Consider the following 12931-nt stretch of genomic DNA (forward strand, 5'->3'; position numbering starts at 1 on the left):
TCGCGCCACTGATCTGTCGTAAGGTGGCTTCCGGAAGCTGGCGCGGGGGCGGGGCTCTTCAAGGTCTCGACGCGCCCGTCTCGGAAGTGCGCGCATGAGAAGCAACAGCCGTCGCCCGCCGATGGATTTCGGAGCCTCGAACGACGAGGGGCTGACGCCAGCCGAGATGTCTTCGGGCGAAACGCCTTCGGCCGCGACGGCCGAGCCGGTCGCGATCCCCGAACCGGCCGCGCCGCTGCAACCACCCCAGATGAACGCCAAGCTCGCCGCGGCCGAGCCGCGTGTGCCCGCCCGCCGTCCCGAACCGCCGGATGCGCTCGAGGCGGTGGAATTCGCGCCGCCCTCGCCGTGGCCGATCTACCTGACCGCCCTGGCGGTCTCGGTGATGTGGGGATTTGCGCCGCTCGCCTTCGCCGTGGGCTACCGCCACGCCGTGGCCCCGCTGAACAACGACGCCTTCGCCTTGGCCGTCTTCAGCCTGCTCTCGATCGGGCCCGCGATCCTGGTCTGGGGCGGAGCCTACATGATCCGCCAGGCGCAGAAGCTCGCCTACGAGGCCAGGCGCGCCAAGGCGATGGCCGACGAGATGCTGGCGCCGGCGTTGACCGCCGCGGCGCAGGCGGGCCATGTCGTGCAGGGCGTCCGGGACGAGATCCTGCGGGCCGGCGGCGCGGCCGACGAAGCCCGCGAGACCCTGCTCGCCCTTCGCGACGCCCTGGCTCTCGAGGCCGAACGCCTCGCCGAGACCACCTCCCATTCGGTGCGCACCGCCAAGGATCTCGCCGGAGAACTCGGCCGCGAGCGCGTCGAGATGAGCGAGCTGGCGATGACGCTGGACGCCCAGGCGACCCGCGTCACCGACGCCATCGGCCAGCAGGCCAAGATGGTCTCGGACGCCGCCGAGCTGGCCGACACCCAACTGCGCGAAGCCGAGGCGCAGCTGTCCGCCCGGGCCGCGGACCTCGCCGCCGCGGCGGGCGAGGCGAGCGACGCCGCCCGTACGGCCGGCGAGGACCTGACCCGCCACATCGCCCGCCTGGAGACCGCCGGCGTCGGCGTCTCCGAGCAGGTCAAGGCGGTGGAAATCGGACTCTCCGAGCAGCGCGCGGCGCTGACGACCCTCGCCTCGGCGCTTCGGGCCGACAACGAGTCCTTCACGGCCGAAGCCGAAGCCCACGCGGCGCGCCTCGCGGAATTCATCAGCCAGGCGCGGCTGTCGGCGGTCGAGATGAGCGACCGGGCGGCCAAGGGCGGCGAGGCCCTGAAGGGGCTGATGGCGGAGGCTGCCGCGCAGTTCCGCGACCTGGCCGAGACCGCCCGCGCCGAGCGCGAGGAGTTCGGCCAGTCGACGCTGCAGTCCCTCGAGGCGGTGTCCGACGCCGCCGCCGAGCAGCGCCGCCAGTTGGAGGCTCAGACCCGCGCGGCGATCGAGGCCCTGCACGCCGCCGCCGAGGAGACCCGGCAGGCGGCCGCGGCCCACGCGGCCACGGCCAAGGAGCAGGTCGAGCAGCTCTCGGAAGCCGCCTTCGCCGCCGGTCAGAAGGCCAACCAGGTTTTCGAGAAGCGCTTGGAGGAGGCCAAGGCCCTCGTCGAGCAGTCTTCGAAGATGGTGGAAGAGGCGGGCGCGGCCACGGCTCGGAAACTCGACGAAGGCGCGGCCGCGGCGCGCGCCTCCCTCGACGAGCTCGCCGGGATGCTGGGCGAGATCGAGGCTCGGGCCCAGCGCCTGCCGGCCAGCGCCAAGGCGCAGTCCGAGGAGGTCCGCTCCGCGGTGCTGCACGGAATGGACGAGCTGATGGCCGCTGCGCACCGCACCGCCGAGGAGGCGCAGGCCATCGACGTCGCCTTCCAGGAGCGGGTGCGGCGCAACTTCGAGATGCTCAGCGAGGCCGTGCGCCTGATGGGCACCGCGACGGCGGCGGCGCCGATCGCGGTCGCTCCGATCGTGGCGCCAACGCCCACGCAGCCGGCGCCGCGCGCCGCCAGCGGCCGGATCTCGGCCCAGGTCAAGGCGAGGACCGCGCCTCCGTCTTCGCCGGCGCCCGAGCCTGTGGCGGACGACGCCCTGGAGCTGGACGAACTCGCGGCCCCCGCCGCTGCGGCGGAGCCGTCCGGCGCGGACTTGGCGGACCAGATCGGCCTGCGCCCGCGGCTGAAGCTGACGCCCACCGCCACCGACGCCGAGTTCTCGGCCGTGTTCGAGGCCGCCGGCGGGCCGCCCGCAGCCAAGCCTGCCTCTGACGACGAGGCGGAAGAGGGCGAAGGCGGCGAGGCCTGGACCTGGAAGGACCTGCTGGCTTCCATCGACGGCGCCGAGGCCGAAGGCGAACGCCTTCAGGATCAGCTCGGGGCGGAGCTGGAGCGCATGGGCGTCGAGCCCGACAAGCTGCTCCCGAAGGCGCGGATCGATGAGATCGCCGCGGCCGTGCAGACCGGTGATGGGGACGGCGCGCGCCAGGTGGTCAAGCGCCTCGCGCCGGCTGCTACGCGGCGCATCAGCCGCAGGCTCTCGACCGACGCGGGGGTGAAGCGCCAGGCCCTGACCTACATCCGTCGCTACCAGACGCTGATCCAGGACGCCGCGGTCCGCGATCCGGAGGGTTTCCTGCTGGCCGGCATGCTCGCCGAAAGCGGCGGCCGGCTCTACCTGCTGCTCGACACGGCTGCGGGGGACGCGGTCTAGGACCCGGCGCGTGGCCCCTCGGCTCAGTGTCCGGTCCGAGCGCTGGCCGCTCGCCCAGGCTTTCGTGATCTCCCGCGGCGCCAAGACCGAGGCCGAGGTCGTCGTCGTGGAGATCGAGGACGGCCCCCATCGCGGTCGCGGCGAGGCCGTGCCCTACGCGCGTTACGGCGAGACGGTCGAGGGCGTCGTCGCCCAGGTCCAGAGCCTCGCCGGTCCTGTCGCCGAAGGGCTCGACCGCGCGGCCTTGCAGTCGACGCTGACGCCCGGCGCAGCGCGCAACGCCATCGACTGTGCGCTCTGGGACCTCGAAGCGAAGCGCGCCGGGCGGCGCGCCTGGGAGCTGATCGGCCGCTCGCGCCTCGACCCGGTGAAGACCGCCCTGACCATCAGTCTTGGGCCCCCGGAGGCGATGGCTGAGGCGGCGCGTCTCAACGCCCGGCGTCCGATGCTGAAGCTCAAGATCGGCTCGGCCGACGACCTGGCGGCCGTGGAGGCGGTCCGCCACGCCGCCCCACGCACCCGCCTGATCGTCGACGCCAACGAGGGGCTGAGGGCCGGCGATCTCGCGCCGGTCACCGGCGAGCTGGCGCGGCTCGAGGTCAAGCTCCTGGAGCAGCCGCTGCCGGCCGCCGAGGACGCGGCCCTGGAGGGCTTCGAAAGCCCGGTCCCGCTGTGCGCCGACGAGAGCCTCCATACCCGCGCCGAACTCGCGGCCTGTGCGCGCCGCTATGCGGTGGTGAACGTCAAGCTCGACAAGGCAGGCGGCCTGACCGAGGCGCTAGCCCTGGCGACCGAGGCCCGGGCGAGGGGGCTGGGTCTGATGGTCGGCTCCATGGTGGCGACCTCACTCGCGATCGCGCCGGCCCTGATTCTCGCCAAGGGCGCGGAGGTCGCCGATCTCGACGGGCCGTTGCTGCTGGCCAGGGACCGCGAGCCGGGGCTGTCGATCCTGGGCTCGCTCATCGAGCCGCCGTCACCGTCGCTGTGGGGCTAGGCAGCACCGGCACCCGCGGCTCCTGGGCGTACTGGGTGCCGGGCGGCGGCCGTCCGAACTTCCCGTCGTTGACGTGTCGCCAGCCGCGGGCGTGGGCCCACTCGTGCGCCACCAGGGCTCGCCGCTCCGTCTCCGAGGGCCACGCGCCCTTCGCGGGCACGATCACGGCGTCCATACGGGCGTCGTAACAGCCCATCCAGTAGCCGCCCGGCGGCCAGGTGGGACCAAGCGCGAGGGTGCACAGGTAGCTCACCTTGAAAACGTCATCGAGATCGAGCTCGTAGGTGTGGCCGGTGAGCGTCGGGCCGGCGGCGAACTCCTGCGGCGGCGGCTCGACCGCGCGCACCCGCGGCACGGGCGGCGGCGGCTCGAGCGGCTGGGGATTGAGAAGCACGAGGCTGATAGCGCCGGCGCCGATAGCCGACCAGGTCGCCAGGATGGAGCCGAGCGCCCTCAGGAACCGTCGAACGCGCGACGGCGAACTTCGGAGCTGTAGGCGCCGGTCCATGCCCGGTCCATGGTCCAGCTCTGCGCCGGCGACATTGCGCGCCGTCAAAGTAGGTGCGGTATGGCCTCAGCGGGCGAGGGCGGCGAACGGTCGGCCGAACCGGCCGTCGGCCTCATGTTTCCAGCCACGCGCGTGGGCCCACTCGTGGACCATCAGCGCCTTGCGCTCCACCTCGGACGGCCAGGCGCCCTTGGCCGGCACGATGACCACGTCGAGGCGGCCGTCGTAACAGCCCATCCAATAGCCGCCCCGCGGCCAGGTCGGGCCGAGGGTCTGGGTGCAAAGCTGGTCGACCTGCCGCGCGTCGGGCAATTCCAGCATCCAGGTTTTGCCGGTGAGAGTCGGACCCTCGGTGTAGCGCAGGGGCGGCGCCTCCACGGCGCGCGCGGTGGCGGTCTCGGTGGGCGGCAGGGTGGTCACGAGCGGCGTGGCCTTGGCCAGGGCGACCGCAGGCGCTGCGGCAGCCGTAAGAACGACGCAAGTGAAGATCTTCGCGGCAAGGGGACGCGCGGTGATCTTGGTGGGATAAGAGCGGATGGTCATGGTGCGCCTGTTATTCCGAGGCGCGAGATATAATTTTGACCGCGCTCAAGTAATAAGTTGTCGTCATGTCGCATGGTACTCAGATTGGGGGAAATCTAATCTCCAGCGTCACCATTTGAAGCGCCACGGTGCGGCTTGGAAATTCCCAAAATGAGTAATCAAGAGTGTCGGGAACCGGATTGGCGGAGCCCCTCAAGCGCCGGCGCGTTGTCATTTCATGGTGGTCACCCCCGAACGCGCCGAGCGCGCCTGGCGCATCGCCGAGCGCATCCGAAGACTGTCGGACGACCTGATCCGTATCGGCCCGTGGGGCATCGGGCTCGACGGGGTGCTGGCCTGGGTTCCCGGTGCGAACCTCCTCTACAGCGTCGGCGCGGGCGGGATCCTCATCTATGAGGCCATCGGCGCGGGCGCCTCGGGCGGCACGCTGATCCGCATGGGGCTCTATCTGACGGCCAACAGCGCCATGACCGAGGTTCCCGTCATCGGCTGGGCCATGGACACGCTTTTCCGCGGGCACCTGATGGCGGCGCGGGCGCTGCAGAGGGATATCGAACGGCGCTTCGGGCCCGTTCCCGGCGGCGCGCGGCCTCAGCCTTCGCCGCGGAACGCCAGGCTAGCGACGTAGCGCGCCAGGTCGCGCGGCCAATCGCGCATGGCCTCGTCCAGCCGTCCGGCGTCGCGCGCGAAGAGGGCCCGGGAGGCTTCCTCGAAGGCGGGCCTGTCGCCGGCCAGGGCCGCCATCACGCGATAGGCCGCCTCCGCGCTCTGCCGCCGCAGATCATCGCCCGCGCTCTCGCGGCGCGCCTGGTCGACCAACTTGCGCAGCGCCACGGAGGCGCCGCCCGGCTGCGCCGCCAGCCACGCCCAATGCCGCGGCAGCAGCGTGACCTCGCGGGCGACCACGCCGAGCTTGGGTCGGCCGCGGCCCCGCGGCCCCGCCGGGGTCGGGGGATCGTCCGTCTCGCCTAGGGCGCCGAAGAGGGAGGCCAACGCGGGCAGGCGCGAACGGATCGCCGCCTCGTCGCCCCTGAGGTCCAGGTCGAGCACGCGACCGGTCACGTCATCGAAGACAAGCAGTGGGCCAGCCTGCGCGTCTTGGCGCGCCTTCACTGCAAGCGCGACCTGCCCCAGCGGCCCCGCCGCGATCTGGCGATCGCCTTCGAAGGCGGTGCAGGGGCGCTGGGCCACGTCGGTCATGGGTTGGCGTTATTCTACCCGGGCGATTTATGCAATGCGATCCGAGGCGCCGCAATCCGCTTGCCTGCCGTGGCGGCGGGGGGCTTAGCTCTTGCCTGACAATGTAAGCGGATGGCCCACATGAGCGAGACCCTGAACAAGCCGAGCGCCGCCCAGGCGGAGGACGTGCTCTACGAAGCGGCTGACGGGATCGCCGTCATCACCCTGAACCGGCCCGACCGGATGAACACCATCTCGGGCCCGATGCTGAACCTGCTGACCGAGCTGCTGCTCAAGGCCAACGCCGATCCCGAGGTGCGGGTGGTCGTCCTGACGGGCACGGGCCGCGCCTTCTGCGCCGGCCTCGATCTGGTGGACGCCACCAAGGGCTCCGGCATCGGCTCGGCGGCCATGTCCAACTCGGTCTCGGTGAACCTCGACCTGCGCAACACCCCGCCCACGGTGCTGTTCGCCATGGACAAGCCGACGATCTGCGCCATCAACGGCGCGGCCGCGGGCTATGGCATGGATACGGCGCTGGGCTGCGACATCCGCATCATGGGCGAGAGCTCCAAGCTGGCGGCCGCCTTCGTGAAGCGCGGGGTCGTGCCGGAGAGCGGCGGCACCTGGTACCTGCCGCGCATGCTGGGCTGGTCCAAGGCGGCCGAGCTGATCTTCACGGGCCGCACCCTGTCGGCCCAGGAGAGCCTGGAGATGGGGCTCGCCAACGAGGTCGTTCCAGACGCAGAGCTGATGAGCCGGGCCCGGGCGCTCGCCGCCGAGATCGCCGCCAACGCGCCGCTGGCGGTGCAGTCGGCCAAGCGGCTGATGCGCATGGGCCAGGAGGAGACGTTCAACGATCACGTCCACCACGTCTTCCTGCAGTTCCTGCAACTGGCCCGCACCCAGGACTTCCGCGAGGGCATGACCTCGTTCCTGGAGAAGCGTCCGCCGCGCTTCGAAGGCCGCTGAGGCCGGGAAGCTTAAGTAAAACAAAGGCCCGTGATCTGGGCGGCGGCCGCCTGGCCAAGCTCGAACCGGCCCCTGAACGCATGAGTTCCTGCACCCTCCTCAACGGACGGGTGACAAGGGTTCTTGCGCGTACATGTTCCGGCGGCCGCTTGCCTGGCCGCGGCCTGGTTGACCGGCGCCGCGCCGGCCCAGGCCCTCAGTCTGGTGCGGGCGGTCGAGCCGCCGCCGCCGCAGTTCGCGTCCGGGCCGACGCTCTCAGGCCACACGCGGGAGCGCGATTTCGACGATCCCTTCGCGCTGCAACGATACTGCGCTCGCTTCCTTGGGGCGCCGAAGCGCGGCTACTACCAAGCCTGCTACATCCCGGCCCTGGACGAGGTGGTGCTGCCGGACGCTCAGGCCTGGCCGAGCCGCGCCGAGCGCGAAGCCCTCAAGGCGCACGAGTGGGCGCACGCCCGCGGGTGGCGTCACCCCGCAGTCACGACAGCTTCGGTCAACTGACAGGGAATAGCGCGCCGTGCGCGCCCAGACAGGCTGCCCCGCCAAATCAAGGCGAGGTCAATGCAACCTGGCCCCAAGAACGGGCCCCGACTGCAACCGAGTAACCATTTAGAAAGCTGGCGTCGGTACCAACCATCCGGAACGCTTCGGCGAGTGTGCGTACGGTTTATCCAACGGGCGACAGAATATCGCTCGTAAAAACCAGGATGGTTCGATGTCGATCTCGGCTCTCTCGACGGCTCAAATCGCCGCCCTGTCGGTTACGACGATCCAGTCGCTGACGCAGACGGATATCGCATCGCTCAGCGCGACCCAGCTCGGCGCCATCAACGTCACCGACATCGCCGTCCTCGACGCGACCCAGATCCAGGGCATCACCTCGGTCAACGCCAAGGGCCTGACCGCGACCCAGATCGCGGCCTTCAACAACGCCCTGGTCTTCGACACCACTCAGCTGACCGCGCTCTCGGCGGCCCAGGTCGGCGCCTTCACCACCACCCAGCTCGCCGGCTTCGACGCGACCCACATCAAGACCCTGAGCGTGGTTCAGCTCGGCGGCATCTCGGCCGCCAACTTCTCCTCGCTGAACGCCACCCAGATCGGCGCGCTCACCTCGACGCAGGTCAAGGGCCTCAGCACGACCGACCTTGCGGGCCTGTCGACCACCGACATCGGCGAGTTCTCCTCGACGCAGCTCGGCCAGCTGTCATCCGCGCAGTTCTCGGGCCTGGCCACGACCCAGCTGTCGGCGATCAACACCACCCAGATCGCGGGCGTCACCAGCTCTCAGCTCGCGGCGCTGAACGCGACCAAGCTGTCGGCCCTGACCGCCACCCAGGTCGGCACCCTCAGCCAGACCCAGATCGGCGGCCTTACCGCCTCGCAGATCGCCGGCCTTTCGAACGCCGACTTCCTCGAATTCACTCAGACCCAGGTGGGCCAGCTGTCGGCCGGCCAGATCGGCGCGTTGTCGTCGACCAACCTGAGCGCCCTCAGCGCGACCGAGGTGAACGCCTTCAACGCGACCCAGGTGCGCGGCATCACGACCACGCAGCTCAAGTCGCTCAGCCAGGCGGACCTCAACGAGCTGGACGCCACGGCGCTGAACAACCTGACCGCCACCCAGCTCGGCTCGCTGTCGGTCACCCAGCTCGGCCAGCTCACGGCCACCCAGTTCCAGGCGTTCGACCAGACGCACATCGGCGCGCTGACCACGACCCAGATCTCGGGCCTGGCGAACCTGACGTCGTTCTCGGCCACCCAGATCGGGCAGCTGAACGCGACCCAGATCGGCAAGCTGTCGAACACCAACCTGGGCTCGCTCACGGCCACTGAGGTCAACGCCTTCAACGCGACGCAACAGCGGGCGATCACCACGACCCAGCTCAAGTCGCTGGGTCAGGCCGACCTCAACGAGCTCGACGCCACGGCGCTGAACAACCTGACGGCCAGCCAAGTCGGGGCGCTGTCCTCGACGCAGCTCGGCCAGCTCACGGCGACCCAGTTCCAGGCGCTGGATCAGACCCACATCGGCGCGCTGACGGCGACGCAGATCTCGGGCCTGGCCAACCTGACCTCGTTCTCGGCGACCCAGATCGGCCAGCTCTCAGCGACCCAGCTCGGCAAGCTCTCGAACGCCAACCTCGGGTCGCTGACCGCCACCGAGGTCAACGCGCTCAACGCGACCCAGATTCACGGCCTCACCAACACCCAGCTCGCCTCGCTCAGCCAGGCTGACCTCAACGAGCTGGACGCCACTGCGCTGAACAACCTGACCTCGACGCAGCTCGGCGCCCTGTCGGCGACGCAGCTCGGCCAGCTCACGGCGACCCAATTCCAGGCGCTCGACCAGACCCACATCGGCGCCCTCACCGGAACCCAGATCTCGGGCCTGGCCAACCTGAACTCGTTCTCGGCGACGCAGATTGGTCAGCTCAACGCGACCCAGATCGGCAAGCTGTCGAACACCAACCTGGGTTCGCTGACGGCCACCGAGGTCAACGCCTTCAATGCGACGCAGGTGCGGGCGATCACCGCCACCCAGCTCAAGTCGCTGAGCCAGGCGGATCTCAACGAGCTCGACGCCACGGCGCTGAACAACCTGACGTCCACTCAGGTCGGCGCCCTCTCGGCGACCCAACTCGGCCAGCTCACGGCCACGCAGTTCCAGTCGCTCGATCAGACCCACATCGGCGCGCTCACGGCGACCCAGATCTCGGGGCTGTCGAACCTGACGTCGTTCTCTGCGACCCAGATCGGCCAGCTCTCGGCGACCCAGATCGGCAAGCTGTCGAACACCAATCTCGGCTCGCTGACCGCCACCGAGGTGAACGGCTTCACGGCGACGCAGCTGCACGCCATCACCAACACGCAGCTGGCCTCGCTCAGCCAGGCGGACCTGAATGAGCTCGACGCCACGGCGCTGAACAACCTGACCTCGACCCAGCTCGGCGCGCTCTCTGCGACGCAGCTCGGCCAGCTCACGGCGACCCAGTTCCAGGCGCTGGATCAGACCCACATCGGCGCGCTGACGGCGACGCAGATCTCGGGTCTCGCCAACCTGAACTCCTTCTCGGCGACCCAGATCGGCCAGCTGTCGGCCACTCAGATCGGCAAGCTGTCGAACACCAACGTGGGGTCGCTGACCGCCACCGAGGTGAACGCCTTCACGCCGACCCAACTTCACGGGGTGACCACCACCCAGCTCAAGTCGCTGAGCCAGGCGGACCTCAATGAGCTCGACGCCACGGCGCTGAACAACCTGACCTCGACGCAGCTCGGCGCCCTCTCGGCGACGCAGCTCGGCCAGCTCACCGCGACCCAGTTCCAGTCGCTCGATCAGACCCACATCGGCGCCCTCAACGCGACGCAGATCTCGGGCCTTGCGAACCTGAACTCGTTCTCGGCGACCCAGATCGGCCAGCTCTCGGCGACCCAGATCTCAAAGCTGTCGAACACCAATCTCGGCTCGCTGACCGCCACCGAGGTGAACGGCTTCACGGCGACGCAGCTGCACGCCATCACCAACACGCAGCTGGCCTCGCTCAGCCAGGCGGACCTGAACGAACTCGACGCCACGGCGCTGAACAACCTGACCTCGACCCAGCTCGGCGCGCTCTCTGCGACGCAGCTCGGCCAGCTCACGGCGACCCAGTTCCAGGCGCTCGATCAGACCCACATCGGCGCGCTCACCGCGACCCAGATCTCGGGCCTGGCCAATCTGAACTCCTTCTCGGTGACTCAGATCGGCCAGCTCAACGCCACCCAGATCGGCAAGCTTTCGAACACCAACGTGGGGTCGCTGACCGCCACCGAGGTGAACGCCTTCACGCCGACCCAACTGCATGGCGTGACCACCACCCAGCTCAAGTCGCTCGGCCAGGCCGACCTCAACGAGCTGGACGCCACGGCGCTGAACAACCTGACCGCGACCCAGCTTGGCGCCCTGTCGGCCACCCAGGTGGGCCAGCTGACGGCGACCCAGTTCGCGGCGCTCGACGCCACCCACGTCAAGTCGCTCACCAGCACCCAGCTCGGCGGCCTGACGACCACCGGCGTCGGCCAGTTCACGACGACCCAGCTCAACCAGCTGACGGCCACCCAGGTGGGCCAGCTGTCCTGGACCGCGGTCTCGAGCCTCGACCAGACCCACATCGCCTCGTTCGACGCGACCCAGGTCAAGGGCTTCACCGCGACCCAGCTGAAGAACCTGACGACCGCGGACGTCGGTGAGTTCGCCGACACCCAGATCGCGGCCCTGACGGGCACCCAGCTCGGCTCTCTGACGGCGACGGCCTTCTCGGCCCTCACCTCCACCCAGGTGGCGGCGATCAGCACCACCCAGATCGCCGGCCTGACGGGCGCTCAGCTGCGCGGCCTGTCGACCACCGACATCGGCGAACTGGCCGACACCCAGGTCGGCGCGCTCTCGGCGGCCCAGCTGGCCTCGCTGAGCGTCACGGACCTCTCGGCGCTCAACGGCACCCAGGTCGCCAAGCTCGGCGCGACGGCGCTCGGCGGCCTGACCGCCACCCAGATCGCCGGCCTCTCCACCACCGACGTGGGTGAATTCTCCGCGACCCAGCTCCAGGCCCTGAAGCCTGCCCAGATCGGCGCCCTCTCGGCTGCGGCCTTCTCGGCCCTCAGCTCGACCCAGGTGGCCGCCCTGAACACCAGCCAGGTGAAGGCGCTGACCGCCACCCAGATCGGTGGCCTGTCGACCACCGACGTCGGCGAACTGGCCGACACCCAGCTCGGCGCGCTGGGCGGCACCCAGATAGCGGCGCTAGCGGCGGCCAATCTGTCGGTCCTCAACCAGACCCAGGTGAACGGCCTCGGCTCCACGGCCATCAAGGCCCTGACCCTGACCCAGCTGGGCGCGATCTCTTCGACCTTCCTCGGCGAGCTGTCGGCGACCCAGGTCGGCCAGCTGAGCGCCGCCCAGCTGAACGGGCTGACCTCGACCAACGTCGCCCTGCTCAACGCGACGCAGATCGGCGGCCTGAGCTCGACCCAGCTCGGCGGCCTCTCGACCACCAAGCTGCAGGCCCTGACGCCCACCCAGTTCTCGAAGCTGGACGGCACCCAGATCAAGGGCCTGACCGCGACCCAGGTGGGGACGCTCGACGCCACCGAGACGGCGGCCCTGACGGACACCCAGCTGCAAGGCCTGACGGCCACCCAGCTCGGCGCCCTGCAGACCGCCAGTCTCGCCAACCTGTCCGGCACCCAGATCGCGCTGCTCAACGGCACGCAGCTGAAGGGCCTGACGACGACGCAGGTGAAGAGCTTCGACACCACGCGGGTCGGCCAGTTCGATCAGACCCAGCTCGCCGCCTTCACGGCGAGCCAGATCGGGGCGCTGTCGGCGGCCAACTTCTCCGCCCTGACCTCGACCCAGGTGAGCCAGCTCGGCTCGACCGCTCTGAAGGCCCTGACCAGCACGCAGGTGCAGAGCCTGACGGCCGGCGACATCGGCGAGCTCAGCTCGACGCAGATCGGCTACCTGGCGGGCACTCAGCTCTCGAGCCTGACCTCCGCCGCGGTCTCGGCGCTCAGCCAGACCCAGGTGCAGGCTCTGGGCGCGACCCAGCTGCAGTCCTTCTCGAAGACCCAGATCGCGGGGCTCTCGGCCGCCGACTTCCACGAACTGTCCGCCACCCAGGTGGGCCAGCTCACGGCGAGCCAGCTCGGCGGCCTGACCTCGACGGTCATCGCGGCCCTCACCACTACGGACGTCGGCGAGCTGAAGGCGAGCCAGATCCCGGGCCTGTCGACGACCCAGGTGCAGAGCCTCACCTCGACCAACATCGCGGCGATGACCACCGGCCTGAGGGCGGCGTTCACCCAGACACAGGTCCAGGCCATGGACTCGACCCAGATCGCGGCCTACCTGTCCTAACGGACGGACAAGTCTCCATCCTGAAGCGCCAGGCGGTCACCGCCTGGCGCTTTTCTTTGCCGCGATCCCCCGAGGCCATGCGCCGGCGCGCGTTAACCATTGGCTCACCATGATGGCCCCACCTTGGCCGCGACGCCTCCGGGGGGAGTC

9 protein-coding genes are annotated in these 12931 nt (G+C 70.0%); 6 read left to right on the top strand and 3 right to left on the bottom strand.

Going from position 1 to position 12931, the window contains the following annotated elements; translation table 11 throughout:
• The first annotated feature begins 94 nt into the window (after window positions 1-94).
• Both DJ017_RS09730 and dgcA read left to right on the top strand, forming a co-directional pair.
• Window positions 95-2683: a polar localization protein TipN gene (locus tag DJ017_RS09730; RefSeq protein WP_133255427.1), complete on the top strand. Its 2589-nt coding sequence runs from the start codon at window positions 95-97 to the stop codon at window positions 2681-2683.
• 10 nt (window positions 2684-2693) lie between these two features.
• Window positions 2694-3677: an N-acetyl-D-Glu racemase DgcA gene (dgcA, locus tag DJ017_RS09735; protein ID WP_111528536.1), complete on the top strand. Its 984-nt coding sequence runs from the start codon at window positions 2694-2696 to the stop codon at window positions 3675-3677.
• Here dgcA and DJ017_RS09740 read toward each other — a convergent pair.
• Together DJ017_RS09740 and DJ017_RS09745 are read right to left on the bottom strand one after the other, a co-directional pair.
• A complete protein-coding gene (locus DJ017_RS09740; protein ID WP_111528537.1) occupies window positions 3643-4185 on the bottom strand; it encodes a hypothetical protein in 543 nt (180 codons plus the stop codon). The genes dgcA and DJ017_RS09740 overlap by 35 nt on opposite strands.
• A 66-nt stretch (window positions 4186-4251) precedes the next feature.
• The gene (locus tag DJ017_RS09745) at window positions 4252-4728 is read right to left on the bottom strand and encodes a hypothetical protein (protein WP_111528538.1); all 477 of its coding nucleotides are present in this window, start codon (window positions 4726-4728) and stop codon (window positions 4252-4254) included.
• 217 nt (window positions 4729-4945) lie between these two features.
• Between DJ017_RS09745 and DJ017_RS09750 the strand changes: the two genes are divergently transcribed.
• On the top strand, window positions 4946-5356 hold the full coding sequence (locus DJ017_RS09750; RefSeq protein WP_111528539.1) for a DUF4112 domain-containing protein: 411 nt from the start codon (window positions 4946-4948) through the stop codon (window positions 5354-5356).
• On the opposite strand, the gene DJ017_RS09755 is transcribed toward DJ017_RS09750, so the two are convergent.
• Window positions 5320-5928, bottom strand: coding sequence for a DUF2239 family protein (locus DJ017_RS09755; protein WP_111528540.1), 609 nt, complete (start codon window positions 5926-5928; stop codon window positions 5320-5322). The genes DJ017_RS09750 and DJ017_RS09755 overlap by 37 nt on opposite strands.
• 120 nt (window positions 5929-6048) lie before the next feature.
• On the opposite strand from DJ017_RS09755, the gene DJ017_RS09760 reads away from it, so the two are divergent.
• The 3 genes from DJ017_RS09760 to DJ017_RS09770 all read left to right on the top strand — a co-directional run bounded on the left by DJ017_RS09760 (window position 6049) and on the right by DJ017_RS09770 (window position 12781).
• Entirely contained in the window at window positions 6049-6879 is an 831-nt protein-coding gene (locus tag DJ017_RS09760) for an enoyl-CoA hydratase/isomerase family protein (RefSeq protein ID WP_111530040.1), read from the top strand.
• Between the two features lie 123 nt (window positions 6880-7002).
• On the top strand, window positions 7003-7380 hold the full coding sequence (locus DJ017_RS09765) for a hypothetical protein (RefSeq protein WP_133255429.1): 378 nt from the start codon (window positions 7003-7005) through the stop codon (window positions 7378-7380).
• Window positions 7381-7594: 214 nt separating this feature from the next.
• Window positions 7595-12781 carry a beta strand repeat-containing protein gene (locus tag DJ017_RS09770; RefSeq protein WP_111528542.1) on the top strand — a complete coding sequence of 1729 codons (5187 nt, stop codon included), beginning with the start codon at window positions 7595-7597 and terminating at the stop codon, window positions 12779-12781.
• Window positions 12782-12931 lie beyond the last annotated feature (150 nt).

Origin of the sequence: Phenylobacterium soli, assembly GCF_003254475.1 — a bacterium.
In the GTDB taxonomy this organism is placed as follows: domain Bacteria; phylum Pseudomonadota; class Alphaproteobacteria; order Caulobacterales; family Caulobacteraceae; genus Phenylobacterium; species Phenylobacterium soli.